This is a genomic window from Burkholderia sp. Bp9099 (assembly GCF_003857805.1).
Taxonomy (GTDB): Bacteria; Pseudomonadota; Gammaproteobacteria; order Burkholderiales; family Burkholderiaceae; genus Burkholderia.
The window spans coordinates 135,206-160,739 of the sequence record NZ_QTPU01000022.1 but is presented as its reverse complement, the minus strand read 5'-3'; the positions used below and the strand labels follow the sequence as shown (position 1 = coordinate 160,739).

Genomic DNA, 25,534 nt, shown 5'->3' with positions numbered 1-25,534 from the left:
TCGCGCGTTCGTCGAACACGACGCCGGTGGTCGTGCTGCGCTTTGAAGCGGAGACCAAGGAAGGGCTCGAGCGCATCCAGGCGGACTTCCGCCGCGTGCTGACGGCCGCGAAGCCGGACGTCGAGCTGCCGTTCTGAACCCCGGCGGCCTGCGGGCCGCCGCCGGTGCGACGACGGTAGAAGGATCGTCGCGCCATTCCCGAAAAGCGGCGCACGCTGACGGCGTGCGGCCGCTTTTTGCCTGTGTGCCTCCCCGGGCGCGATAAAATCGCGTCTTTATGCCTGTCGCCGGCTGTCCGCCGGCGTTTTTTCAGCGTGCAAAAGATCCTGATCGTGCGCGTGTCGTCGCTGGGCGACGTCGTGCACAACATGCCGGTGATCGCCGATATCCGGCGTCGCCATCCCGACGCGCAGATCGACTGGCTCGTCGAGGAGAGCTTCGTCGACCTCGTGCGGCTCGTCGACGGCGTGCGCGACGTGCTGCCGTTCTCGTTGCGCCGCTGGCGCAAGAAGCCGTTCTCGGGCGCGACGTGGCGCGAGATCCGCGCGTTCCGCAAGCGCCTCGCGGCCGAGCAGTACGACCTCGTGATCGACTGCCAGGGGCTCATCAAGACGGCCTGGGTCGCGAGCTGGGCGCGCGGCCCGCTCGCCGGCCTCGGCAATCGCACCGACGGCGCCGGCTACGAATGGCCGGTGCGCTTCTTCTATCGCAAGCGCGTGCCGATCGCGCCGCGCACGCACGTGGTCGAGCGTTCGCGCCAGCTGGTCGCGGCCGCGCTGGGCGACCCGGCGCCGACGCCGGCCGATCCGGTCGACTTCGGCCTCGATACGCGCGCGGCGGCGCGCGCGGTCGCGACGCTCGGCCTGAACCTGCCGGTGCCGTACGTGGTGTTCGTGCATGCGACGTCGCGCGCCGACAAGCAGTGGCCGGATGCCGCTTGGATCGAGCTCGGCCAGGCGCTCGTGCGGCGCGGCGCGTCGCTCGTGCTGCCGTGGGGCAACGACGCGGAGCGCGCGACCAGCGAGCGGCTCGCTCAGTCGTTCGGCGCGGCGGCGATCGTGCCGCCGAAGCTGTCGCTGCCGGCCGTCGTCGGCCTGATCGACGGCGCGGCCGCGACGGTCGGGGTTGATACAGGTCTGGTTCACATCGCGGCCGCGCTGAAGCGTCCGACGGTCGAACTGTACAATTTCGCGACGGCCTGGCGCACCGGCGGATACTGGTCGCCGAACGTCGTCAATCTCGGCACGGCGGGGCAGCCGCCGTCGATCGCGCAGGTGAAGGCGGCACTCGCGGGCTTCGGCCTGCTGTGATGCCCGTCATGCCTGTCCTGCCTGCCTTGCCTGTCACGCACGCGAACCGATCATGAGCGAATCCCAGATCATCGAAGTCCCGTCCGCCGACTGGAGCGGACACAACCTGTCGACGCCGCGCGAGCAGCTGCTCGCCGCGGTCGAGGAAGGCAAGGTGCTGTATTTCCCGCACCTGCGCTTCGCGATCGAAGGCGGCGAGGAAGCGTTGCTCGATCCGGCGCTCGCCGACCCGAAACGCAAGAACATCAGCCTCGCGCCGAACGGCGGCGCGCTCGTCGGCGTGCTCGGCGACAGCGTCACGCAATCGGCCGTGCGCGCGCTGGTCGCGCGCTTCCAGCAGCAGGCCGGCACGCTCGTCGACGGCCTGTTTCCCGAATACCGCGGCAAGCTGCGCGTCGCGCCGACGAGCCTGCGGCTGATGCAGGTCGAGACGCGCCAGACATCCTGGCGCAAGGACGACAGCCGGCTGCACGTCGACGCGTTCCCGTCGCGGCCGAACTACGGCGAGCGGATCCTGCGCGTGTTCACGAACGTGAACCCGGCCGGCGTGCCGCGCGTGTGGCGTGTCGGCGAGCCGTTCGAGGACGTCGCGAAGCGCTTCCTGCCGAAGATCCGGCCGCAGTTGCCGGGCTCGGCGTGGCTGTTGAACCTGCTGCACGTGACGAAGTCGCCGCGCAGCGCGTACGACCACCTGATGCTGAACCTGCACGACGGGATGAAAGCCGATCTCGACTACCAGAAGACTTGTCCACAGCAGACGATGCCGTTTCCGCCGGGCAGCGTGTGGATATGTTTCTCCGATCAGACTTCGCACGCTGTGATGTCCGGCCAGTTCATGCTCGAGCAGACCTTCTTCCTGCCGGTCGACGCGATGGTGCGTCGCGAATGCGCGCCGCTCGGGATTCTCGAGCGCCTGCAGGGCAGGGCGCTGGTTTGAGCGCGCCTTTTCACCGACGCAATACGAGGGCTGCTGCATGCTGAGGGCGATCTATCGCGCGCTGTGGTGGCTCGTCGCGCCGATCGCGGTGATCCGGCTCCTCGTGCGCTCGCGCAAGGAGCGCGGCTATCGCGAGCACATCGGCGAGCGCTTCGGCCACGTCGCCGGCCGTTCGCCGGACGATCGCGCGCCGCTGATCTGGGTGCATGCGGTGTCGGTCGGCGAGACGCGCGCCGCGCAGCCGCTGATCGACGCGCTGATGCGCGCGCGGCCCGACGCACGCATCCTGCTCACGCACATGACGCCGAGCGGCCGCGCGACCGGCGAGCAGATCTTCGGCGAGCGCGTGCTGCGCTGCTACCTGCCGTACGACATGCCGGGCGCGGTGCGGCGCTTCCTGCGCGCCTGGCGGCCGACGCTCGGCCTCGTGATGGAAACCGAGGTGTGGCCGACGCTGGTCGACGAGTGCCGCCGCGCGGACGTGCCGCTCGTGCTGACCAACGCGCGGATGTCCGCGCGCTCGCATCGGCGCGCGGCGAAGTTCGGCGCGGCGACGCGCGACGTGTTCGGCGGATTCTCGCGCGTGCTCGCGCAGAGCCCGGCCGACGCGGAGCGGCTGACGTCGCTCGGTGCACGCAACGTGGCGGTGCTGGGCAACCTGAAGTTCGACATGACGACGCCGCCGGAACTGGCGGCGCGCGGCCACGCATGGCGCGACGCGATCGGCACGCGGCCGGTGTGGGTCGCGGCCAGCACGCGCGAGAACGAGGAGGCGCTGGTGCTGCAGGCGTTCGCCGCGATGAAGACGGCCGGTGCGCTGCTGATTCTCGTGCCGCGTCATCCGCAGCGCTTCGCCGAAGTGGAAGCGCTGGTCGCGCGCAATGGGTTCAAGTGCGTGCGGCGTTCGGTGTGGAGCGCCGACGCCGCGGCGCTCGCGGCCGGCCGACCGGCCGCCGAACCGTTGCCGGCCGACGTGACGGTGCTGCTCGGCGATTCGATGGGGGAACTCGGCGCGTACTATGCGGCCGCCGACGTCGCGTTCATCGGCGGCAGCCTGCTGCCGCTCGGCGGGCAGAACCTGATCGAGGCGTGTGCGGTCGGCGTGCCGGTGCTGATCGGCCCGCACGTGTTCAACTTCACGCAGGCGACCGCCGATGCGGTCGCGGCCGGCGCGGCGATGCAGGTCGCGGATCCGCTCGATCTCGCGCACGTGCTCGATGCGCTGTTCGCCGACCACGCGCGGCGCGTCGCGATGGGCGCGGCCGGCGCCGCGTTCGCGTCGCGCCATCGCGGCGCGACCGCGCGCTCGGTGGACGTGCTCGCGGCGCTGCTGCCGCCCGTCGAGCGCGGCGGGCGTGCGATGCACGGCGCGGCCGACGCATCCGACGACTGAGCGGGCGGCGCAGGGCCGTCCCCCGGGCCGACGTGGCGGCGGCATGTCGCCGCCGCGTCGCTCACACCGTCAGCAATCCTTTCCTTTCGATGAACGCGACGACATCGGCGACGCCCTCGAGCGCCTTCAGGTTCGTCATCACGTAAGGCCGCTCGCCGCGCATCTTCTTCGTGTCGGACGCCATCACGTCGAGGTTCGCGCCGACGAGCGGCGCGAGATCCGTCTTGTTGATCACGAGCAGGTCGGACTTCGTGATACCGGGCCCGCCCTTGCGCGGAATCTTCTCGCCGCCGGCCACGTCGATCACGTAGATCGTCAGGTCCGACAGCTCGGGGCTGAAGGTCGCCGCGAGATTGTCGCCGCCCGATTCGATGAACACGATGTCGGCGTCGGGGAAGCGCGACAGCATGCGGTCGACGGCCTCGAGGTTGATCGACGCATCCTCGCGGATCGCCGTGTGCGGGCAGCCGCCCGTCTCGACGCCCATGATGCGTTCCTCGGGCAGCGCGCCCGCGACCGTCAGCAGGCGCTGGTCTTCCTTCGTATAGATGTCGTTCGTGATCGCGACGAGGTCGTAGCGCTCGCGCATCGCCTTGCACAGCATTTCGAGCAGCGTGGTCTTGCCGGAGCCGACCGGGCCGCCGATGCCGACGCGCAGCGGCGGCAGTTTCTTGGTGCGGCGGGCGGAGGAGGTTGCGGGTGCGTTCATGGCGTGGATCGGGTTCAGGAGCGGAACAACCGCGAATACTGGGTTTCGTGCCGTGCGGACAGGATGCCGAGCTGCGGCGCGAACGTGTTGATGGCGTCGGGCGGCGTCGCGAGCGCGCGGCGCACGGCCGCGTCGATCGCGCCGCGCAGCGCGACGATGATGCGCTGGCCGGCGAGCTGGCCGAGCGGCACCGCTTTCAGCGCGGCCGATGTCTGGTTCTCGACCCAGCCGAACGCGTATGCGGCGAGCGTGGCGTCGGCGCCGGCACCGTGTGCGGCGGCCGCGTATGCGAATGCGGTCGGCAGCGCGATCGGCGTGAGCGATGCGAGCGTCGCGCGGCGCGCGGGATCGCCCCATTCGAGCGACGCGCACAGTTGCGCGAGCGACCAGCCCATCTGTTCGGTCTCGCGGCGCAGCTCCGCCGATTCGCGGCTCGCGACGAACCATGCGTTCTCGCGCGCCAGCGCGTCGGCGTCGTGCGCGTGCCAGCGCGCGAGCTGGTGCGCGAGGAACGGCAGCTCGCCGTGTGCGAGCACGTCGGTCAGCCCGCTCGCGATCCAGTCGCACGCGGTGTCGGCGTCGCGGATCAGGTTCGCGTCGAGCGCGGCTTCGAGTCCCTGCGAATAGCTGAACGCGCCGATCGGCAATGCGGGCGACGCGAGATGCAGCAGCGCGACGAGCTCAGTGGTGGTCATGACCGTGGTGGCCGTGCGAGCAGCCGGGACCATGCTGATGATCGTGATCGTGATCGTGATCGTGCGAGTGCGAGTGGCCGTGGTGTTCGCCGAAGACCTGCTGCGCGAGCGCGTAGTCCTCGGCGAACGTCGCATCGTGCCCGTGCTTGTGGCCGCCACCATATGCGCCGGCTTCCGGCTGGAACGGTGCGCTCGTTTCTTCGACCTGCGTGTCGAGCCGGCGCAGCATGTCAGCGAGCACCGGATCGGCTTCGAGCTTCAGGTAACCGTCGCCGATCTCGACCGGCGTGTGACGGTTGCCGAGGTGATACGCGGCGCGCATCAGCGTGAGCGGGTCGGCCGCGCGCACCAGCAGCACGGTCTCGGAGGCAGCGGTGACGCGCACGAGCGCGCCGTCGTCGGCGACGAGCACGTCGCCGTCGCGCAGCACGGTGCCGCGCGGCAGCAGGACCGCGACGTCCTCGCCGGTGTCGAGCGTGGCCGCGAGGCGGCTCTTGCAGCGGGCGTCATAGGCGAGCGTGAGCGTCGGCGCGCGCGCGACGAGCGACGCGGCGAGCTTCACGTTCGGGGCAATGCGTTTGTCGAGGGTGCGCATGGAACGGAAAACCGGAAATCAGAACAGGAAATAGCGCTGCGCCATCGGCAGCACCGTCGCCGGCTCGCAGGTGAGCAGCTGGCCGTCGGCGATCACGTCGTAGGTTTCGGGATCGACGCTGATCGACGGGCGCCATGCGTTGTGGATCATGTCGGCCTTCGTCACGTTGCGGCAGTTGCGCACGGGCACGACGCGCTTCGCGAGCCCGTAGCGTTCGGCGATGCCCGCGTCGGCCGCCATCTGCGACACGAAGGTCAGCGACGTGCGCGCGAGCGCACCGCCGCGCGTGGCGAACATCTCGCGGTAGTGGACCGGCTGCGGCGTCGGGATCGACGCGTTCGGGTCGCCCATCTGCGCCATCGCGATCATCCCGCCCTTCAGGATCATCGACGGCTTGATCCCGAAGAATGCGGGCTCCCACAACACGAGGTCGGCCCACTTGCCGGGTTCGATCGAACCGACTTCGTGCGCGATGCCGTGCGTGATCGCCGGGTTGATCGTGTACTTCGCAACGTAGCGTTTCGCGCGGAAGTTGTCGTTGCGCGCGCCGTCCTCGGGCAGCGCGCCGCGCTGCACCTTCATCTTGTGCGCGGTCTGCCAGGTACGGATGATCACTTCGCCGACGCGGCCCATCGCCTGCGAGTCGGACGACAGCATCGACAGCGCGCCGAGATCGTGCAGGATATCTTCGGCCGCGATCGTCTCGCGGCGGATCCGCGATTCGGCGAACGCGAGATCCTCGGCGATCGACGGATCGAGGTGGTGACACACCATCAGCATGTCGAGATGCTCGTCGAGCGTGTTGATCGTGTACGGGCGCGTCGGGTTGGTCGACGACGGCAGCACGTTCGCTTCGCCGCACACCTTCAGGATGTCGGGCGCATGGCCACCGCCCGCGCCTTCGGTGTGGTACGTGTGGATCGTGCGGCCCTTGAACGCGGCGACGGTCGATTCGACGAAGCCGCCTTCGTTCAGCGTGTCGGTGTGGATCGCGACCTGCGTGTCGGTATCGTCGGCGACCGACAGGCAGTTGTCGATCGCGGCGGGCGTCGTGCCCCAGTCTTCATGCAGCTTCAGGCCGATCGCGCCGGCCGCGATCTGCTCGACGAGCGGCTGCGGCAGGCTCGCGTTGCCCTTGCCGAGGAAGCCGAGGTTGATCGGCCAGCCGTCGGCCGCCTGCAGCATCCGCTCCATGTGCCACGGGCCCGGCGTGCAGGTCGTCGCGTTGGTGCCGGTGGCCGGCCCCGTGCCGCCGCCGAGCATCGTCGTGACGCCCGACGCGAGCGCTTCGTCGATCTGCTGCGGGCTGATGAAGTGGATGTGCGTATCGATGCCGCCGGCCGTCACGATCAGCCCTTCGCCGGCGATCACTTCGGTCGCCGCGCCGATCGCGATCGTCACGCCGGGCTGGATGTCGGGATTGCCGGCCTTGCCGATCGCGGCGATCCGGCCGTGCTTGATCGCGATGTCGGCCTTCACGATGCCCCAGTGATCGAGGATCACCGCGTTCGTGATGATCGTGTCGGGCACGTCGGCGGCCACGCGCTGCGACTGGCCCATCCCGTCGCGAATCACCTTCCCGCCGCCGAATTTCACCTCCTCGCCGTAGGTCGTGAAGTCGCGTTCGATCTCGATCAGCAGTTCGGTATCGGCGAGCCGCACGCGGTCGCCCGTCGTCGGCCCGAACATTTCCGCGTACGCGCGGCGGCTCAAGCGTAGTGTCATGTGCTGTTCCTGAAGAGCGGGGCGCGGCTTACAGCGGCCCCATCACCTTGCCCTGAAAACCATAGACGGCGCGTTCGCCGGCCAGCTCGACGAGCTCGACGGTGCGCGTCTGGCCCGGCTCGAAGCGCACGGCCGTGCCGGCCGCGATGTTGAGCCGGAAGCCACGCGAGGCCGCGCGATCGAACGACAGCGCGTCGTTGACTTCGAAGAAGTGGTAGTGCGAGCCGACCTGCACCGGGCGGTCGCCGGTGTTCGCGACGACGAGCGAGATCGTCGCGCGGCCCGCGTTCAGTTCGTGCTCGCCGTCGTCGGTGAGGATTTCGCCGGGGATCATGCGTGCTACCTCGGTCACGGAATCGGGTGGTGGACGGTGACGAGCTTGGTGCCGTCCGGGAAGGTCGCCTCGACCTGGATGTCGGGGATCATCTCCGGCACGCCGTCCATCACGTCGTCGCGCGTGAGCAGCGTCGTGCCGTAGTGCATCACCTCGGCGACGGTCTTGCCGTCGCGCGCGGCTTCCATCAGCGCGGCGGTGATGAACGCGACCGCTTCCGGATAGTTGAGCTTCAGCCCGCGCGCGCGGCGGCGCTCGGCCAGCAGCGCTGCCGTGAAGATCAGCAGCTTGTCCTTTTCTCGGGGAGTCAGTTTCATGAAGGCAGTCGTTCAGGAAAACGTAATTTTTATCGGTGCGCGGGATGCCGGCGGGGGCGCGGTTCATCGTAGCACCGCGCCGTTGTTCCTGCGTCGTGTATCCGATATGTAAGCAGCAAGGTGCGTGCCATGTCGGTGCGGCGTGCGGCGATGCGCGATCGTGGTGCGCGATGCATGGATCGTGGGCAACGCGGGCGTCGCTGCTGCGCCGAAACGGTGCGTGCCGGGCCGCGTGCTCAGGTCTGCCAGAGGCGCAGCGGTCGCGCGTCGACACCGTGCACGAGCGGGCGCAGGTGGAGCCAGCAGTCGGTGAAGTGACGCTGCAGCGCTTCCATCGACGTCGACACCGCGCGCACCAGCACGACGCCCGGCGTCACGCAGGTCGCGCCCGCGCGCAGCGTGTCGTCGAACGGCATCCGCGCGGCAAGCGTTTCGGCGAGCGCGGCATCGCACGCGGCGCCGGCCGCCCACAGCGTGCCGTACACGGGAAAGCCGGCGAGGCCCTGCAGCGAGCCGCGCAGCGGATCGTGTGCGTCGAGCAGCGCGCGCTCGGTCCACAGCGGCCGGCCGTCGGCATCGACGAGTGCCGAACCCGACACGATGCGGCCCGCCGACCACGTTTCGCCGGCCGCCTGCCGGCCGAGCTGCGTCGCGTCCCAGCCGATCGCGCTCGCGCCCGCGCCGAGCGTCACCGTGAAGTCCAGCGCGGCGTGGGCCGCGTCGAAGAACAGGTTGTTCTGCGGCAGCCAGTCGAGCTTCGCGTGCGCGCCGACCGTGATGCCGATGCGTTGCGTCGCGTCGAGGCCGTTCGACTTGTACCACTTGGTCGCGCCGGGCGTCGTCAGCACCGCGTGCGTGCCGTCGCCGAGCGCGATGTCGATGTCGAGCCGGTCGCCGCCCGCGACACCGCCCGGCGGGTGGACGATGACCGCGTGGCAGATCGCGTCGCCTTCCGGATACAGCGGCCGCTGCACGCGCAGCGGGCCGTCGTGCAGCCGATGGACGAGCGTCGTGCGCGCGCCGTGCCGTTCGAAGCCGAGTTCGAGACGGCCGCGCCACGACTTGGCGACGGCGGGGCGGGACAGCGGGGCGTGGGAATCGAGGGCGGACATCGGCGGGAAGCAGGGAACGGGCGCGGTGATCGAGGATGCTACCGCAACACTATACGCTTGGGTGTTCGGGTTGCCGAACGTGGCGAAGGGGAGCGGCGACGGCGCCGGCCATCGCGTGACATGCGTCGACCGTCGGCGCCACGCGTGGGCGCAATCCTGCGCTGCGTGGCGCGCTACACCGCGATCAGCTCGCGCACGCCGTTCGTTTCCATGTCCCGCGCATCGCCGCCGGCGATGACCTCGCCGCGGCTCATCACCCAGTAATGGTCTGCGATCGAGCGCGCGAAGTCGTAATACTGCTCGACGAGCAGCACGGTCATCTTCGATTCGTCGACGAGCTGGCGCAGCGTGCGGCCGATGTCCTGGATGATCGACGGCTGGATGCCCTCGGTCGGCTCGTCGAGGATCAGCAACTGCGGCTCGCTCATCAGCGCGCGGCCGATCGCGAGCTGCTGCTGCTGGCCGCCCGACAGGTCGCCGCCGCGCCGGGCGCGCATGTCCTTCAGCACCGGGAACAGGTCGTAGATGCGGTCGGGCACTTTCGATGGCGCCTTGCGGCTTGCCGCGCCGACGAGCAGGTTCTCCTCGACGGTGAGCCGCGGAAAGATGTCACGGCCCTGCGGCACGTACGCGAGCCCGGCCGCGACGCGCGCATACGGCGGCAGTGCGCCGAGCGCGGTGCCGCGCCACGACACGCTGCCGCTCTTCGCGGCGACGACGCCCATCAGGCAGCGCAGCAGCGTGCTCTTGCCGACGCCGTTGCGGCCGAGCAGCACGGTGAGCTTGCCGTCGTCGGCGGCCAGCGTCACGTTGCGCAGGATGTGGCTGCCGCCGTAGTACTGGTTCAGTGCATCGATCTTCAGCATTGCGTCACCGTCCGAGGTAAGACTCGATCACCGCGTCGTCGCGCTTGACCTGGTCGAGCGTGCCTTGCGCGAGCACCGCGCCTTCGGCCATCACCGTCACGCGGCCCGTGTCGCCCGCGAGCGCCGCGACGAACTCCATGTCGTGCTCGACGACCATCATCGAGCAGGTGCCGCGCAGCGTGTTCAGCAGCTTCGCGAGCTCCATCGTCTCGTGGTCGGTCATCCCGGCCGCCGGCTCGTCGAGCAGCAGCAGGGCGGGGCGCTGCATCAGCAGCATGCCGATCTCGAGCCGCTGCTTCTGCCCGTGCGACAACTCGCCGGCCGCGCGATACGCGTCGCTTTCGAGGCCGATCAGCGCGAGCGTCTCCTCGATCTTCGCCTGCGCCGCGCGGTCGAGCCGCGCGCGCAGCGACGCGAGCCAGCCCTTGTCGGTCTGCATCGCCAGTTCGAGGTTTTCCCACACCGGATGCTGTTCGAACACGGTCGGCTTCTGGAACTTGCGGCCGATCCCCGCGCGCGCGATCCCGGGTTCGTTCATCCGCGCGAGGTCGATGGTCTGGCCGAGAAACACCTTGCCCGCATCGGGCCGCGTCTTGCCGGTGATCACGTCCATCATCGTGGTCTTGCCCGCGCCGTTCGGGCCGATCACGCAGCGCAGCTCGCCCGCGTCGATCGCGAGCGACAGCTTGTTCAGCGCGCGAAAGCCGTCGAAGCTCACCTCGATGTCCTCGAGGTAGAGGATCGTGCCATGCGACGTGTCGATGCCGGGCGGCGCCACGCGGCCCATCGATGCGCTGCCGCTGACGGCCAGCAGCTCGTCCTCGGGCGGTGGCGTGAACTGGTAGAGGGCGGTGCCGTTCATGCGCGTTTCCCCTTTGCGAGCAGCGTGTCGACGAGGCCCATGATGCCGCGCGGCAGCAGGAGCGGCACGAGCACGAAGATCAGGCCGAGAAAGAACAGCCAGTATTCGGCGAAGTACGCGGTAAAGAGGCTCTTCGCGCCGTTCACCGCGAACGCGCCGACGATCGGCCCGATCAGCGTGCCGCGCCCGCCCACCGCGACCCAGATCGCCATTTCGATCGAGTTGCCGGGCGACATCTCGCCGGGGTTGATGATGCCGACCTGCGGCACGTACAACGCGCCCGCGATCCCGCACAGCACGGCCGACAGCGTCCATACGAACAGCTTGTACGCGAGTGGGCTGTAGCCGAGGAACATCAGCCGCGTCTCGCCGTCGCGCACCGCGGTGACCACGCGCCCGAGCTTGCTGGTGACGATTGCGCGCGCGACGATGAACGCGAGCACGAGCGTCGCGAAGGTCAGCAGCAGCAGCACCGTACGCGTGCCGGGCGACGTGATCGGAAACCCGGCGATGCGCTTGAAGTCGGTGAAGCCGTTGTTGCCGCCGAAGCCCGTCTCGTTGCGAAAGAACAGCAGCATCGCCGCGAACGTCAGCGCCTGCGTGATGATCGACAGGTACACGCCCTTCACGCGCGAGCGGAACGTGAAGAAGCCGAACACCCACGCGAGCACGGCCGGCACGAGCACGACCAGCGCGAGCGCCCACGCGAGATGCTGCGTGCCGCTCCAGTACCACGGCAGTTGATGCCAGTCGAGAAACACCATGAAGTCGGGCAGGTCGCTGCCGTACTTGCCGTCGCGGCCGATCTCGCGCATCAGGTACATGCCGATCGCATAACCGCCGAGCGCGAAGAAGAGGCCGTGGCCGAGGCTGAGAATGCCGCAGTAGCCCCACACGAGATCGAGCGCGAGCGCGGCGATCGCGTAGCACATCAGCTTGCCGGCGAGCGTCATCGCATACGCGGACAGATGGAACGCGCTCGACTCGGGCGCGACCAGCGCGGCGAGCGGCACGCCGATGCCGATCGCGACGCACAGCGCGACGAGCGCGAGCCATGCGCGACGCGACAGCAGCGCGGGGCGGGGCGGCAGGCCGAGCGCGAATTTTTCTTCCGCACGCGCGGCGGCAGCGGGCTTCGGCGCGTCGGCGATCGGCTTCGACAACGAATCGGTGATTGAAGTCATGTCAGGCCTCCGCGCTGCGTCCCTTCGGGGCGAACATGCCCTGCGGACGTTTCTGGATGAACAGCACGATCATCACGAGCACCGCGATCTTCGCGAGCACGGCGCCCCAGAACGGCTCGATCGCCTTGCTGACGAGGCCGAGCCCGAAGCCGCCGAGCACGGTGCCGGCGATCTGGCCGACCCCGCCGAGCACGACCGCCATGAACGAATCGATGATGTAGTTCTGCCCGAGGTCGGGGCCCACGTTGCCGATCTGCGACAGCGCGCAGCCGCCGAGGCCCGCGATGCCCGCGCCGAACGCGAACGCATACGCGTCGACGCGCGCGGTCTTCACGCCGACGCACGCGGCCATCCGGCGGTTCTGCGTGACCGCGCGCACGAACAGGCCGAGCCGCGTCTTCGTCAGCACGCCCCACGCGACGCACACGACCGCGAGCGCGAACGCGAGGATCGCGAGCCGGTTGTACGGCAGGATCAGGTTCTGCATCACGGTGACGCCGCCGCTCATCCACGACGGGTTCACGACCTGCACGTTCTGCGCGCCGAACAGCATGCGCGTCGCCTGGATCAGGATCAGGCTCACGCCGAAGGTCGCGAGCAGCGTCTCGAGCGGGCGGCCGTACAGGTGCCGCAGCACGAGCCGCTCCAGCACGACGCCGACCAGCGCGGCCGCCGCGAACGAAACGGGCACCGCGACGAGCGGATACCAGTCGAACGCGGCCGGCGCGTAGCGCTGGATCAGCGTCTGCACGACATAGGTTGCGTACGCACCGATCATCAGGAATTCACCGTGCGCCATGTTGATCACGCCGATCAGCCCGTACGTGATCGCGAGCCCGAGCGCCGCGAGCAGCAGCACGCTGCCGAGCGACAGGCCCGCGAACACGGTGCCGGCGATTTCGCCGCGGCGCTGCAGCGCGTGCAATGCGTCGAGGCCTTGCTGCGCGGCGTCGCGCACGCGCGCGTCGGGTTCCGTGTAGCTGCCGTCGGCATTCTTCGCGACGAGGGGGCGCAATTGCTCGATCATGTCGAGGTCGCGGCGCGCGGCCACCACCTGCACGGCATCGAGACGCTTCGCCGGATCGGCGTCGTGCAGCGCGGCGATGGCCCACAGTGCGTCGAGGCGGCGTTTCAGCGCGGGATCGGTTTCCTTCGCGCGCGCGCGATCGATCATCGGCTTGAGCGCCGGGTCGGGCGACTTCAGCAGCGCATCGATCGCGTCGCGGCGCGCGGCGACGTCGGGCGACGCGAGGGCGAGGCCCGACAGCGCGCCGGCGATCTTCGTGCGCAGCAGGTTGTTCAGCATCACGGGCTGCGCGTCGCCGGCCGGCGTCGCGGCTTGCGTGAGCGCGTCGCGCGCGGTGTCGCCCGTCTGGATCAGCAGGCGGCCGTCGCCGGTCGCGAGCGCGTCGCCGCTCGACAGCGCATTGAGCAACGCGACGGCGCGCGGGTCGGCATCGGCGGCGAGACGGTCGACCGCGGCCGTCTTCGCGTCGAAGTCGTCGCCGGCGAGCGCGGCGGTATCGGCGGCCGTCAGGGCGAACGCGGCGCGCGGCAGTGCGCCCGCCAGCGCGGCACAGGCGACGACCGCGACGGCGGCGCGGCGAAAGCGTGTAGGCATCGGGAGATCCTGTCGGGCGTGGGAAAGCGGGTTCGTGCGGCGGTGCGCGTGCGATGCGTTACGGTGAGTACCGGCATTCGCGCACCGGCCTGCAAGCGGAGCGCCACGCCGGTGCGCCGCGCCCCGCATCGCATCAGGCCAGCGTCGCGCGCTGCCGGCGCAGGAACGCCGGGATCGAGCTGACGATGTCCGGCTTGCCCTGGTTGCCTGCGATGAACGGGCTCCACGGCTGCGCGCGCACCGCGGTCTTCGTCTTCCACACGACGTTGAATTGCCCGTCGCCGCGGATCTCGCCGATCATCACCGGCTTGTGCAGGTGATGGTTGCCGTCCATCGTGAGCGTGAAGCCCGAGGGGCCGGCAACGGTCTGGCCGATCATCGCGACGCGCACCTTGTCGACGTCGGTGCTCTTCGCCTTTTCGACGGCCTGCTTCCACATGTGGATGCCCACGTAGGTCGCCTCCATCGGATCGTTCGTCACGCGCTTCGCGCCGCCCGGCAGGTTGTTCGCCTTCACCCACGCGGCAAACTGGTCCTTGAACTTCGTGTTGGTCGGGTTCTTCACCGACATGAAGTAGTTCCACGCGGCGAGATGGCCGACGAGCGGCTTCGTGTCGATCCCGCGCAGCTCTTCCTCGCCGACCGAGAACGCGACCACCGGCACGTCGGTCGCCTTGATTCCCTGGTTGCCGAGCTCCTTGTAGAACGGCACGTTCGAATCGCCGTTGATCGTCGAGACCACGGTCGTCTTGCCGCCCTGGGCGAAGTTCTTGATGTTCGCGACGATCGTCTGGTAATCGCTGTGGCCGAACGGCGTGTAGACCTCCTGAATGTCGGCGTCCTTCACGCCCTTCGATTTCAGGAACGCGCGCAGGATCTTGTTGGTCGTGCGCGGATACACGTAGTCGGTGCCGAGCAGGAAGAAGCGCTTCGCGCCGCCGCCTTCCGCGCTCATCAGGTACTCGACGGCGGGGATCGCCTGCTGGTTCGGCGCGGCGCCCGTGTAGAACACGTTGCGCGACATTTCCTCGCCTTCGTATTGCACCGGGTAGTAGAGCAGGCCGTTCAGCTCCTCGAACACCGGCAGCACCGACTTGCGCGACACCGACGTCCAGCAGCCGAACACGCACGCGACCTTGTCCTGCGTGAGCAGCTGGCGCGCCTTCTCCGCGAACAGCGGCCAGTTCGATGCGGGATCGACGACCACCGGCTCGAGCTTGCGGCCCATCACGCCGCCGTTCTTGTTGATCTCTGCGATCGTCATCAGCGCCGTGTCCTTCAGCGACGTTTCGGAGATTGCCATCGTGCCCGACAGCGAATGCAGGATGCCGACCTTGATCGGGCCCGTGCCCGCATCGGCCGCGTGAGCGAACGGACTCTTGCCTGCCAGCGCGAGTGCACCGGCCATCGAACCGAACTTCAACAGACTGCGACGTTTCATCGGGATCCCCTTGTCATGTTGGATGTGCGTGCGCCGTGGCGGCGCCGGCATCGGAGTAACGCAAGGCATGTGCCAGTCGCGCCGATGCACGCCGGGCGTGCCTGTGCGGGGCGGCGCGGGGCGCCGGCGCGGTGCGCATGACGCGTCGTGCAGCATGCGCGATCCGTTGCGGTGCGCTCGCACGGGCGCAAATGGTGCACGGCGGGCGCCCGTGTTCGAGCGCGTGCGTCACACGTCGAAGGGGGGCGGCGCGGGATTGATGCGCACGCATCCGGCCGTGTCGTGTCGGCGTCGCGTGCACACGGCTTGGTCATGAAGTGCCAGGGGAAGGGCGAGGCGCTCCGCTCGACGGGTGCGTTGCCCGGGTTCTCGCCGCCTCGCGTCATCGAGCGGACGCGGATGGCCGGCGTGCGGAAACAAACGGAAGAGGATGGAACGGTGCAGCAGAAACGCAAACGGGCGCGCGATGCGCGCCCGTTCGGCGGGACTGGAGCGATCGGCTATTACTCGCCGGTCGCCGTGGCGGCGCGCGATGCGCCGCCGGGAAGGTCAGTAACGCGGTACGGACGGATCGACGTCACGCGACCACGCGTCGATGCCGCCCTGCAGGTTGTACAGCTTCGTGAAGCCGCGCGATTCGAGGAACATCGCGACTTGCGCGCTGCGCATCCCGTGATGGCACACGCAGACGATTTCCGCTTCGTCGTCGAGCTCCTCGCTGCGCGCGGGGATCTGCTGCATCGGGATCGACACGCTGCCGGCGATCTGCGCGGTCGAGATTTCCCACGGCTCGCGCACGTCGAGCACGACCGGCGCGGGGCGCGCCGGATCGCGAAGCCATTCCGCAAGCATCGCGGGCGTCAGGATCTGCATGGGGCCGCCGCTCAGAACTTGAAACGCGACGGTTCGATCGCGTTGACGAGGTGGTCGACGTAGGTTTCGAATACGTCGGCGACGCGGTACTGCTTCTCGTCGATGCGCGTGATGACCTGCGCCTTCATCACCGGACGGCCGCCGACGAACGCCGACAGGCGGCCGCCGATCTTCAGCTGTTCGAGCATCTGCTGCGGCACGACCGGCAGGCCGCCCGCGACGCAGATCACGTCGTACGGCGCCTTGTCGGGCCAGCCGAGCGAACCGTCGCCGAGTGCGACTTCCGCGTTCGTCACGCCGTCGTTGCGCAGGTTGTCGGCCGCGAACTTCGCGATGGCCGGATCGATCTCGACGGCCGTCACGTGCTGCGCGCGATGCGCGAACAGCGCGGCCAGGTAGCCCGAACCCGCGCCGATCACGAGCACGTTCTCGTGCTTCTTGACCGCCAGTTCCTGCAGCACGCGCGCTTCGACGCGCGGGAACAGCATCTTGCTGCGGCCGCCGGGCAGCGGCAGCTCGAGGTCGGCGAACGCGAGATCGCGGTGTTCGGGCGACACGTAGTGTTCACGCTTGACGATCGACAGCAGGCCCAGGACGTCCAGATCCAGCACGTCCCACGGCCGGATCTGTTGTTCGATCATGTTGAAACGCGCGTTTTCGATATTCATGGTGTGGTCACGCAGCCAGGTCGGCCATCAGCGGGGATAGAGAAACTTCGTGATTGTACCAAACGGGGCGGCGGCGAAGCCTTCAGACGGCCTGCAACAGACCTTTACGCCTTGCTCTTCTTGATCTGCGCCTCGAACGCGAGGTCGAGCTTGCTCGCCTTGCGCGGCTTTTTGGGGCCGAATTCGTCGACGAACCTGACGAATTCGTCGAGCGGCAGCGGCTCGCTGCGTTTCTCGGCGGTGCCGCCGGAGCGGTCGACCAGGTAGAACAGGCCGCCCGCCATCGCGACGGCGGCGAACTGCGGGTTGCCGGAACGGGTCTTGAGGCGTTCGACCGCGTGGGTTGCTTTGGTGGTGCGCATCGTGCGGGTTCTTGCAGGGGCGTGGAGCCCCTTACTTTATCAAACCGGCCGCCCGCATGCGGCCGTGCGGTGTCAGACGGTGCGCGAGTAGCGCTGATGCGGCGTCTGGCCGAGGTACGCGTCGAACGCCATCGCGATGTTGCGCACGACCATCCGGCCGGCCGCATGGATCGTCAGGCGGTCGCCGGCGACGGTCAGCAGGCCGTCCTGCTCGAACCCGCGCAGCGCGTCGAGCTCGCGCGCGAAGTGATCGGCGAAGCGGATCCCGTGCGCCGCCTCGATATGCGAGAACGGCAGTTCGAGGTTGCACATCAGCTGCGTGATCACGTCGCGGCGCAGCCGGTCGTCGGGCGTGAGCCGCACGCCGCGCGCGATCGGCAGCTGGCCCGCGTCGAGCGCGGCGCCATAGGCCGGCAGGTCCTTCGCGTTCTGTGCGTAGACGTCGCCGACCTTGCCGATCGACGACACGCCGAAGCCGATCAGGTCGGTATCCGCGCGCGTGCTGTAGCCCTGGAAATTGCGTTGCAGCGTGCCGTTGCGCTGCGCGCGCACGAGTTCGTCGGAAGGCCGCGCGAAGTGGTCCATCCCGATGTACACGTAGCCGGCCTGCGTCAGCATGTCGATCGCGAGGCCGAGCAGTGCGATGCGCGTTGCGGGCGGCGGCAGCGTCGCGTCGTCGATCTGCCGCTGCATCTTGAACAGGTGCGGCATGTGCGCGTAGCCGAATACCGACAGGCGGTCCGGCGCGAGCTCGATGATCGTCTCGAGCGTGCGCGCGAACACGGCGACCGTCTGGTGCGGCAGCCCGTAGATCAGGTCGACGCTGACCGATTGGAAGCCCGTCGTGCGCGCGGCCGACAGCAGGTCGGCCGTCATCGCGAGCGGCTGGACCCGGTTGATCGCCTGCTGCACGACCGGATCGAAATCCTGCACGCCGAGGCTCAGCCGGTTGAAGCCGATGTTGCGCAGGTGGACGAGCGTCGCGGGCGTGACCGTGCGCGGGTCGATCTCGATCGAGAACTCGGCGTCGGCGTCCGGCGCGAGCGCGAAATGTTCGCGGGTGGCCGCCATCAGCTCGGCCGTTTCGTCGTCGGACAGGAAGGTCGGCGTGCCGCCGCCCCAGTGAAGCTGCGTGACCGGGCGCGCGGGATCGAACAGCGCGGCCTGCAGCGCCAGTTCGCGCTTCAGTTGCTCGAGATACGGGCGCGCGCGGCGGCGGTTGTTGGTCGCGATCTTGTTGCAGCCGCAATAGAAGCAGGCCGTATTGCAGAACGGGATGTGAAAGTACAGCGACAGGTCGCTGGCCGACGCGCCGGGATCGCCCGCGGCGCGCACGTAGTCGGCCGGGTCGAATTCGTCGCGGAACTGCAGCGCGGTGGGGTAGGACGTATAGCGCGGCCCGTTCGCACCGTACTTCGCGAGCAAATCGGGACGGAACAGTGTGTCGGCAGAACCGGAACTCATGATGGTCTCGCGCTTTTTGGATGCTTTGGAGTATATGAACGCGCGTTCCGGCTGCATTGTGTAATAACGTCGCAGCCGGCGGTGGCACAATGCGCGGTGGGCTGCCGCACGCTGCGTCCGGTTGCCGCACCGTTTTTTGTTGTTCGTGAGAGAGCCGAGTGTCCGTCGAAATGCCTGTCCGTCCGGCGCCCGCCGAGGTCCCGCCGCCGCATGCGTGCCGCGAGGGGTGCGGCGCATGCTGCATCGCGCCGTCGATTTCCTCGCCGATTCCGGGAATGCCCGACGGCAAGCCGGCCGGCGTGCGCTGCGTGCAGCTCGGCGACGACCTGCGCTGCCGGATCTTCGGCCGGCCCGAGCGGCCCGCGTGCTGTTCCGGGCTGCAGCCGTCCGCCGAGATGTGCGGTGCGTCGCGCGACGACGCGCTCGCGTGGCTGACGCGCCTCGAGATCGCGACGCAGCCGTCGCCCGGCGCGGCCCGCTGACGCGCTGCCCGCGCTGTCGTTTGCCGGCACGCGCATGGAACCGGCGACGCGCGTCGAAGCACTAACTTGGGTCCCCGGCGCCACATGGGGCGGAGCCGATAACCGGACTGCCGCTTCGCCCGATACAGGAGATTGTTCAGCATGACCGCATCTTGCACGCCTGGCCGGCGCCGCTTCCTCGCCGCTTGCGCCGGCGCCATCGGCGTGTCGGTATCGCTCGCCGCCTGCGCGTCGACGTTTCCGTTCATTCCCGATCACTACACGTTCTCGCGCGGCGACGTGCAGAAGGCCGTCGCGCGCAAGTTTCCGTACCAGAAGACGGTCGCGCAGGTCGTCGACGTGTCGCTGGCGAATCCGGCCGTCAACCTGCTGCCCGACCAGAACCGCGTCGCGGTGCAGCTCGATGCGCATTTCGCGAGTCCGTTCCTGAGCGAACCGGTGAGCGGCAAGTTCACCGTGTCGGGCCAGCTGGCCTACGACGCGCCGAGCCGCTCGGTCGTGCTGAAGGCGCCGGCCGTCGACAGCCTCGTGCTCGACGGCAACGCGCAGATGTACGCGCAACAGGTCGGCGCGGCCGCCGGCCTGCTCGCGACGCAGGTGCTGACCAACTATCCGATCTATACGTTCAAGCCCGAGCAACTGCAATTTGCCGGCGTGAACTACGAACCCGGTACAATTACGATTCTTACAAACGGCATACGCGTGGCGATCGTCGAAAAGTGACGGCGCACCGCGCGCGGCCGGGCGGGCCGCGGCGGTGACGCGGCCCTTTCTTTCGACTACTTCGGAGTTGGGCCACGGATGGACTGGATCCTGATCTGCAAGGCATTGATCCTCGGCGTCGTCGAGGGGCTGACGGAATTCCTCCCGGTGTCGAGCACCGGCCACCTGATCGTCGCGGGCAGTTTCCTGAATTTCAACGATGCGCACGCGAAGACCTTCGACGTCGTGATCCAGTTCGGCGCGATTCTCGCGGTCTGCTGGGAATACCGGCAGCGGATCGTGTCCATCGTGTCCGGGCTGCCGAGCCGGCCCGACGCGCAGCGCTTCACGCTGAACGTCGTGATCGCGACCATTCCCGCGATCGCGCTCGGCCTGCTGTTCGAGAAGAAGATCAAGGCCGTGCTGTTCTCGCCGGTGCCGGTCGCATTCGCGCTCGTCGTCGGCGGCGCGATCATCCTGTGGGCCGAGGCGCGGCAGCGCGAACGCAGCGAGCCGCCGCGCGTGCAGTCGGTCGATGCGCTCACGCCGCTCGATGCGCTGAAGGTCGGCCTCGCGCAATGCTTCGCGCTGGTGCCGGGCATGTCGCGCTCCGGCTCGACGATCATCGGCGGGATGCTGTTCGGCCTCGACCGGCGCGTCGCGACCGAATTCTCGTTCTTCCTCGCGATTCCGATCATCTTCGGCGCGACGCTCTATGAAACCGTCAAGGACTGGCAGGCATTCACGGTCGACTCGCTCGGCCTGTTCGCGCTCGGGCTGGTTGCCGCGTTCGTCAGCGCGTTCGTGTGCGTGCGCTGGCTGCTGCGCTTCGTCGCGACGCACGACTTCACCGTGTTCGCGTGGTACCGGATCGCGTTCGGCCTGTTCGTGCTGCTGGTGGGCTACAGCGGGTGGCTGAACTGGGCGTGATGCCGGTGCGGGGGCGCAGGTGCTCCCGACAGATGGATGAAGAACGGCCCGATCGGCAAGATGCCGGTCGGGCCGTTTTTCATGGCGCGGCGCGCAGCGTGCGCCATGCCGCCGCGAGCCGTGTTCAGCCGGCGCGCTTGCGGAACACCAGGTCCCACACGCCGTGGCCGAGCCGCAGCCCGCGCCGTTCGAACTTCGTGACGGGGCGGTAGTCGGGGCGCGGCGCGTAGTCGGCGGCCGTGTTCTCGAGCGTCGGTTCGGCGCCGAGCACTTCCAGCATCTGTTCCGCGTAGTTCTGCCAGTCGGTCGCGCAATGCAGGTACGCACCTGGTTTCAGGCGCGATGCGAGGTGCGCGACGAGCGGCGGCTGGATCAGCCGGCGCTTGTGGTGACGCGCCTTGTGCCACGGATCCGGGAAGAAGATGTGCACGCCGTCGAGGCTTTCCGGCGCGAGCATGTGCTCGAGCACTTCGACCGCGTCGTGCTGGATGATGCGGATGTTCGGCAGGTCCTGCTCGCCGATCAGCTTCAGCAGCGCGCCGACGCCCGGCTCGTGCACCTCGACGCCGAGGAAGTCGTCGCCCGGGCGATGCGCGGCGATTTCCGCGGTCGACGCGCCCATCCCGAAGCCGATTTCCAGGATGCGCGGCGCGCGGCGGCCGAACACGGCGTCCCAGTCGGGGATTTCAGCGGCGTACGGCACGACGAAGCGCGGGCCCAGATCGTCGAGCGCGCGACGCTGGCCGGTCGACACGCGGCCGGCGCGCGTCACGAAGCTGCGGATGCGGCGTCGGTGCAGCGGATTGACTTCGTCGGCGCCGTCGGCGGCTTCGTCGGGAAGGGCGGCGTCGTCCGGCGGCAGGCCGGCTTCGTTCGGATCGTCGTGCATCATCGGTGACAGAGAAAGGCTTGGTTCGGGCGCGGGCCCGTTACGCCCGCTACGCGCAGCGGTGCTGCCGGATGGACAGGCAGATGGTACAAAAAAGCCGCCTTCGACGAGGCGGCTCTTGCGCAGGCTGCCGAGCAGCCGAAGGTGGAGCGGGCGATGGTAACAGCAAAAACCCCGCAACTTGTTGATAAATAAACGCTTTCCTCAATTCGAGATGGAGGAAAGTACTTAATTATCTACTTGTTCAGGCCATCTTTCAAGACTCATTGGTCAGCACGTTCCATCGGATGCTCCTTCGCAGCTATCCGTGTCGACGGAGCTATTCGGCAGTTCCGTTTTTCTATCGCTTCAGATACACCGCCGTAATCTGCGTGCGCTCATGCCTCAGCTCGCGGCTGATGGCCTGCCGCGCCTGCGCATCCAAGGTGCGCTGCGCGGGCGTCAAGCCCCACACCACCAGCCAGGGTGGACGCACGGGCTCTGAAAACATGCACGAGGCGCAGAGCAGGCAACACCCGGCCACACAGGACCCCAATCGGCTGAAGGAAGGCTGTACGTGCGCCAAGACCAACGGCAGCATCAGCTTCGCCATGGGCAGCGAGACGCTCAGGCGAATCGCCAATGTGGTTTGCTGCCGAATCGGCCCCTTGCGCAGCGTTTGGAGGAAAGCCGGCAACTGACCCATACGAAGGAACGGATTGTGTTCCACCGGGGGCAAGGGTACGGCGACAACGTCCAGATCGGTGGCAGGATTTTTCTCCAAGTCGGGGACGACGACGAGGGCGAAACGGAACATCTGGGCGAACCAGGTCCGCACCTTTTCGGCCACGGAATAGGACTTGCGCGCTTCGATTCGCTGGATGACTTCGAGCAGATGGCCGCGTGTCACATCGTAGATAGACAACGAGCGCAGCAGGGGCAGAACGTCGTTGTCGAAGCCGCGGCGGATTTGCGAAAGTGTGCTCTGCCGGCCGTCAGGCAGGACAATCGACCGGTGAGCCAGCCATTGCTCGAAGACAGCCGCGAAGGTGTTGTCGCTGGCCAGGCGCGCGCTCCGTTGCTTCTTCTTGCGCTCGATGTGCGGATTGATGCCCTTGGCGAGCTGCGAACGCGCCTCATCGCGCATCGTCCGTGCTTCCTGCAGCGACACCTCCGGATAGGTCCCGAATGAGATCGGCCGTTGCTTGCCTGCCCAGTAGTAGCGGAAATGCCAGGCGCGACCGCCTGTGGCTGTAACCTGGAGGAAGAGACCGAGCGAGTCCCGGAGGGTGTACTTTTTGCCCGTCGCTTTGGCGTGACGGACCGCGAAATCTATAAGAGACATGTCATCGACTCCTGAATCGAAGTTCAGGGTGATGCTGTTCTATCGTCGCTCACGCTCCCACAAACAATGCGGAACTGCTCGCCACCGCAAAAAACTACTTAAAAACCTACTTGTTTTGGGTGGCTTTTGGTGGCTCAGTATGACTCTTGGTGGAACTCAAAAGGCCGAAAAACCCTTTGAATTCAACCGACTACAGAAGTCACTGGAGCGCAGTGGAAACTAAGCGTGGAGCGGGCGATGGGAATCGAACCCACGTCATCAGCTTGGGAAGCTGAGGTAATGGCCATTATACGACGCCCGCAGAACGGGTAATTCTACAGGGTTTGGCGCGGATGTTGCAAGCGAGGCGTTTTGAGGCGTTTTGGCCGCCGGCCTTGAAACCGGCGTGGCCCGGTGGCGGTGCGATCGATCGCCGGTAACGAGCGTCAAGGATCGGTCTGCAGCGGTCCGTCAACGCAAGGCCGTCCGGAAAATGCGCTGGCGGCGCGCCTGCATGCGGGCCCGTGTCGAAAATGGACGAGTCGGTGTCGGACGCATACAAGCTGCGGTGCAGCTTTCGAACTAACGTGACAGACCTCTTACCCGATCGTTAGTCTGGAGCTGACATGTCCGATTTCATCACCGTTCTGCGCAAAACCTGCCCGACCCCGGTCGTCGACGCGACCAAGTGGAAGCGCATCGGCGGCGATCCGCACACCGTGAACCTCAACGCCTACGTCTCCAAGGACGGCAGCAAGATCATGGGCACCTGGATCTGCACGCCGGGCAAGTTCGAGGTGAACTACGAGAAATGGGAGTACTGCCACTTCCTCGACGGCTACTGCATCATCACGCCGGAAGGCGAGGAGCCTGTGCACCTGAGGGCCGGCGACGTGTTCGTGATCGAACCCGGCATGAAAGGAACGTGGGAAGTGGTGGAGACGGTGCGCAAGTACTTCGTCTTCGCCTGAGCGTGTGGATCGGTTCGGGCTGCGCCAACGCGCCGGTCGCACCGACGCGTTGAGCCGCACCTTCAGCCGATACCGACGAACAGCGGATTCAGCCGGGGATCGCCAGCAGCGAACCCCGGCCCAACAAAATAAAACGCGTTCCGGGTCGGAAACAGCTCCCGAGCGTGGTCGCACGCCCGGCCGGTTCCACTATCGCGCGGATCGCGCCGGGTGACGCGCTGTTCACCCGCCTGTTCACCGGCAGCGACATGTTTCGCATGCGATGCCGATCGGCGCGGCGGTGCCGCGGTACAAGCGTAAATCGCGGGGGCGCCATTGGATCTCGGCGCACGTTGCCGAGGCCGCGCATGGCCGACGCGCAAGTGCACGTGTCACGCGCCTCGCGCATGACGGAGCACGCATGCGCGCACCGATGCAGTACGGCACGATTCGGACGCTGTCGCTCAAGTCGCATGACTTCACGGCATCGCGACGATCGCGAGCATGCAGGGCATCGCGCAAGCGCCTATGATGCAGCGATCCGCCCGTCACGCCGGCTGCCGCGCGTGCATGGCCCGCGAACGCCGAACGTTTTCCCGGAACCCCGACCATGCGCATCACCGACATCCGCGAGCAGGCGATCCCGGTTTCCCGCTATGCCGATCCGGCGATTCCGTCGGGCGGCCTGACGACGAGCGTCGTCGCGATCGTCACCGATGTCGTGCGCGATGGCCGGCCGGTCACGGGCTATGGCTACGCGTCGGTCGGCCGCCATGCGCAGGGCGGGCTGATTCGCGAACGGTTCGCGCCGCGTCTGCTGGCCGCCGCGCACGCCATCGCCGACGACGCCGGCACGAACCTCGATCCGTTTCGCGCATGGCGCGCGATGATGGCGGGCGAGAAGCCCGGCGGGCACGGCGAACGCTGTGTCGCGGTCGGCGTGCTCGACATGGCGATCTGGGATGCCGCCGCGAAGATCGCGGGCCTGCCGCTCCATCGCTTCGTCGCCGACCGGCTCGCGCGCCACGCGGCGCCCCGCGTGCGCGTCTACGCGGGCGGCGGCTACCGCTATCCGCACGACGATCTCCCGCACCTGTCGGACGAGATGCGCCGCATCGCCGATCTCGGCTACACGCACGCGAAGATCAAGATCGGCGGCCCGGATATCGACCAGGACACACGCCGCGTCGAAACCGCCGCGGCCTGCCTTGCCGACAGCTCGCATCTCGCGGTCGACGCGATGAACGCGTACGACGCGACGAGCGGCCCCGCTGCCGCCGCGCGGCTGGCCCCGTTCGAACTCTGGTGGTTCGAGGATCTGTGCGACCCGCTCGACCTGCCGCTTCACGCGGACCTGACTGCGCAATACACGCCGCCGGTCGCGGCCGGCGAGGCGTTGTTCTCGCTCGCGGAAGCGAAGCTGCTCGAGCGCTACGGCGGCCTGCGCCCGGACCGCGACGTCCTCGTGTTCGATCCGGTGCATTGCTATGGCCTGCCGGGCTACCTGCAGATCGTCGACCATTTCGTGTCGAACGGCTGGCGGCGCGATGCGTTCTGGCCGCATGGCGGTCATCTGTTCTCGCTGCACGTCGTGTCGGCGCTCGGGCTTGGCGGCGCGGAAGTCAGCCCGTTCGCGTTCCATCCGTTCAGCGGGCTGGCGGACGGCGCAACGGTCGACGCCGGCTACACGCCCGTGCCGCAGGCGCCGGGCATCGGTTTCGAGCTGCATGCCGATGCCTGTCGCGCGTTTCGCTCGGTCGCGGGCCGCTGACCGGCGCCGCCGGTGTCAGCGCGCGTCGATCGCGAAGCG

26 protein-coding genes, 1 tRNA gene and 1 pseudogene are annotated in these 25,534 nt (G+C 68.1%); 9 read left to right on the top strand and 19 right to left on the bottom strand.

What is annotated here, in order from left to right:
• The 4 genes from DIE17_RS25335 to waaA form a co-directional block, all read left to right on the top strand.
• Positions 1 to 137: hypothetical protein (locus tag DIE17_RS25335; RefSeq protein WP_148095668.1), on the top strand; the 137-nt coding region annotated here is incomplete at its 5' end.
• Between the two features lie 177 nt (positions 138 to 314).
• Positions 315 to 1,310 carry a lipopolysaccharide heptosyltransferase I gene (waaC, locus tag DIE17_RS25330; RefSeq protein WP_124487740.1) on the top strand — a complete coding sequence of 332 codons (996 nt, stop codon included), beginning with the start codon at positions 315 to 317 and terminating at the stop codon, positions 1,308 to 1,310.
• 52 nt (positions 1,311 to 1,362) lie between these two features.
• Entirely contained in the window at positions 1,363 to 2,247 is an 885-nt protein-coding gene (locus tag DIE17_RS25325; protein ID WP_124521586.1) for a Kdo hydroxylase family protein, read from the top strand.
• A gap of 37 nt (positions 2,248 to 2,284) precedes the next feature.
• A complete protein-coding gene (gene waaA, locus DIE17_RS25320) occupies positions 2,285 to 3,640 on the top strand; it encodes a lipid IV(A) 3-deoxy-D-manno-octulosonic acid transferase (RefSeq protein WP_124521588.1) in 1,356 nt (451 codons plus the stop codon).
• A 61-nt stretch (positions 3,641 to 3,701) separates the two neighbouring features.
• Here the strand turns inward: waaA and ureG are convergent, their stop codons facing one another.
• From ureG to hemN, 16 genes are all read right to left on the bottom strand, one after another.
• Positions 3,702 to 4,349 carry an urease accessory protein UreG gene (gene ureG / locus DIE17_RS25315; RefSeq protein ID WP_044846268.1) on the bottom strand — a complete coding sequence of 216 codons (648 nt, stop codon included), beginning with the start codon at positions 4,347 to 4,349 and terminating at the stop codon, positions 3,702 to 3,704.
• Positions 4,350 to 4,363: 14 nt separating this feature from the next.
• On the bottom strand, positions 4,364 to 5,044 hold the full coding sequence (locus DIE17_RS25310; RefSeq protein WP_124522160.1) for an urease accessory protein UreF: 681 nt from the start codon (positions 5,042 to 5,044) through the stop codon (positions 4,364 to 4,366).
• Complete coding sequence (gene ureE / locus DIE17_RS25305; RefSeq protein WP_124572994.1) at positions 5,031 to 5,639, bottom strand: urease accessory protein UreE; 609 nt, start codon at positions 5,637 to 5,639, stop codon at positions 5,031 to 5,033. The genes DIE17_RS25310 and ureE overlap by 14 nt, the downstream gene beginning before the upstream one ends.
• 18 nt (positions 5,640 to 5,657) lie before the next feature.
• On the bottom strand, positions 5,658 to 7,364 hold the full coding sequence (gene ureC, locus DIE17_RS25300; protein WP_044846265.1) for an urease subunit alpha: 1,707 nt from the start codon (positions 7,362 to 7,364) through the stop codon (positions 5,658 to 5,660).
• A gap of 28 nt (positions 7,365 to 7,392) precedes the next feature.
• The gene (locus DIE17_RS25295; protein ID WP_124521596.1) at positions 7,393 to 7,698 is read right to left on the bottom strand and encodes an urease subunit beta; all 306 of its coding nucleotides are present in this window, start codon (positions 7,696 to 7,698) and stop codon (positions 7,393 to 7,395) included.
• A gap of 14 nt (positions 7,699 to 7,712) precedes the next feature.
• Entirely contained in the window at positions 7,713 to 8,015 is a 303-nt protein-coding gene (gene ureA, locus DIE17_RS25290; RefSeq protein ID WP_006406310.1) for an urease subunit gamma, read from the bottom strand.
• A 236-nt stretch (positions 8,016 to 8,251) separates the two neighbouring features.
• On the bottom strand, positions 8,252 to 9,127 hold the full coding sequence (locus tag DIE17_RS25285; protein ID WP_124521598.1) for an urease accessory protein UreD: 876 nt from the start codon (positions 9,125 to 9,127) through the stop codon (positions 8,252 to 8,254).
• A gap of 173 nt (positions 9,128 to 9,300) precedes the next feature.
• A complete protein-coding gene (gene urtE / locus DIE17_RS25280; RefSeq protein ID WP_124521600.1) occupies positions 9,301 to 9,993 on the bottom strand; it encodes an urea ABC transporter ATP-binding subunit UrtE in 693 nt (230 codons plus the stop codon).
• A 4-nt stretch (positions 9,994 to 9,997) separates the two neighbouring features.
• Positions 9,998 to 10,855, bottom strand: coding sequence for an urea ABC transporter ATP-binding protein UrtD (gene urtD / locus DIE17_RS25275; protein WP_124521602.1), 858 nt, complete (start codon positions 10,853 to 10,855; stop codon positions 9,998 to 10,000).
• The gene (gene urtC, locus DIE17_RS25270) at positions 10,852 to 12,039 is read right to left on the bottom strand and encodes an urea ABC transporter permease subunit UrtC (protein ID WP_124572992.1); all 1,188 of its coding nucleotides are present in this window, start codon (positions 12,037 to 12,039) and stop codon (positions 10,852 to 10,854) included. The genes urtD and urtC overlap by 4 nt, the downstream gene beginning before the upstream one ends.
• A 1-nt stretch (position 12,040) precedes the next feature.
• Positions 12,041 to 13,660: an urea ABC transporter permease subunit UrtB gene (gene urtB / locus DIE17_RS25265; protein ID WP_124551309.1), complete on the bottom strand. Its 1,620-nt coding sequence runs from the start codon at positions 13,658 to 13,660 to the stop codon at positions 12,041 to 12,043.
• A 133-nt stretch (positions 13,661 to 13,793) separates the two neighbouring features.
• On the bottom strand, positions 13,794 to 15,101 hold the full coding sequence (urtA, locus tag DIE17_RS25260; RefSeq protein ID WP_124551310.1) for an urea ABC transporter substrate-binding protein: 1,308 nt from the start codon (positions 15,099 to 15,101) through the stop codon (positions 13,794 to 13,796).
• Positions 15,102 to 15,650: 549 nt separating this feature from the next.
• The gene (locus DIE17_RS25255; RefSeq protein ID WP_006758748.1) at positions 15,651 to 15,974 is read right to left on the bottom strand and encodes a rhodanese-like domain-containing protein; all 324 of its coding nucleotides are present in this window, start codon (positions 15,972 to 15,974) and stop codon (positions 15,651 to 15,653) included.
• Positions 15,975 to 15,985: 11 nt separating this feature from the next.
• Entirely contained in the window at positions 15,986 to 16,642 is a 657-nt protein-coding gene (locus DIE17_RS25250; protein WP_124487749.1) for a protein-L-isoaspartate O-methyltransferase, read from the bottom strand.
• A gap of 104 nt (positions 16,643 to 16,746) precedes the next feature.
• A complete protein-coding gene (locus DIE17_RS25245) occupies positions 16,747 to 17,004 on the bottom strand; it encodes a hypothetical protein (RefSeq protein ID WP_044846256.1) in 258 nt (85 codons plus the stop codon).
• Between the two features lie 72 nt (positions 17,005 to 17,076).
• Complete coding sequence (gene hemN / locus DIE17_RS25240; protein WP_124551311.1) at positions 17,077 to 18,468, bottom strand: oxygen-independent coproporphyrinogen III oxidase; 1,392 nt, start codon at positions 18,466 to 18,468, stop codon at positions 17,077 to 17,079.
• A 170-nt stretch (positions 18,469 to 18,638) separates the two neighbouring features.
• Here hemN and DIE17_RS25235 point away from each other — a divergent pair, with 170 nt between their 5' ends.
• The 3 genes from DIE17_RS25235 to DIE17_RS25225 all read left to right on the top strand — a co-directional run bounded on the left by DIE17_RS25235 (position 18,639) and on the right by DIE17_RS25225 (position 20,582).
• Entirely contained in the window at positions 18,639 to 18,950 is a 312-nt protein-coding gene (locus DIE17_RS25235; RefSeq protein ID WP_044846310.1) for a YkgJ family cysteine cluster protein, read from the top strand.
• 141 nt (positions 18,951 to 19,091) lie between these two features.
• Complete coding sequence (locus tag DIE17_RS25230; protein WP_044846254.1) at positions 19,092 to 19,673, top strand: DUF1439 domain-containing protein; 582 nt, start codon at positions 19,092 to 19,094, stop codon at positions 19,671 to 19,673.
• A gap of 78 nt (positions 19,674 to 19,751) precedes the next feature.
• Positions 19,752 to 20,582: an undecaprenyl-diphosphate phosphatase gene (locus DIE17_RS25225; RefSeq protein ID WP_044846253.1), complete on the top strand. Its 831-nt coding sequence runs from the start codon at positions 19,752 to 19,754 to the stop codon at positions 20,580 to 20,582.
• 124 nt (positions 20,583 to 20,706) lie between these two features.
• Here DIE17_RS25225 and trmB read toward each other — a convergent pair whose 3' ends face one another.
• The 3 genes and pseudogenes from trmB to DIE17_RS25210 form a co-directional block, all read right to left on the bottom strand.
• Complete coding sequence (trmB, locus tag DIE17_RS25220) at positions 20,707 to 21,474, bottom strand: tRNA (guanosine(46)-N7)-methyltransferase TrmB (RefSeq protein ID WP_059605632.1); 768 nt, start codon at positions 21,472 to 21,474, stop codon at positions 20,707 to 20,709.
• A 604-nt stretch (positions 21,475 to 22,078) separates the two neighbouring features.
• Positions 22,079 to 22,795 (bottom strand): annotated as a pseudogene (locus DIE17_RS25215) (tyrosine-type recombinase/integrase); the annotation flags it as partial.
• 226 nt (positions 22,796 to 23,021) lie between these two features.
• Positions 23,022 to 23,096: transfer RNA gene (locus DIE17_RS25210), tRNA-Gly, on the bottom strand.
• Positions 23,097 to 23,400: 304 nt separating this feature from the next.
• Between DIE17_RS25210 and DIE17_RS25205 the strand changes: the two genes are divergently transcribed.
• Together DIE17_RS25205 and DIE17_RS25200 are read left to right on the top strand one after the other, a co-directional pair.
• Positions 23,401 to 23,745 (top strand): cupin domain-containing protein, encoded by a 345-nt coding sequence (locus DIE17_RS25205; protein WP_124522149.1) that lies wholly within the window; start codon positions 23,401 to 23,403, stop codon positions 23,743 to 23,745.
• 589 nt (positions 23,746 to 24,334) lie between these two features.
• Positions 24,335 to 25,495 carry an enolase C-terminal domain-like protein gene (locus DIE17_RS25200; protein WP_124551319.1) on the top strand — a complete coding sequence of 387 codons (1,161 nt, stop codon included), beginning with the start codon at positions 24,335 to 24,337 and terminating at the stop codon, positions 25,493 to 25,495.
• Positions 25,496 to 25,534: the final 39 nt, after the last annotated feature.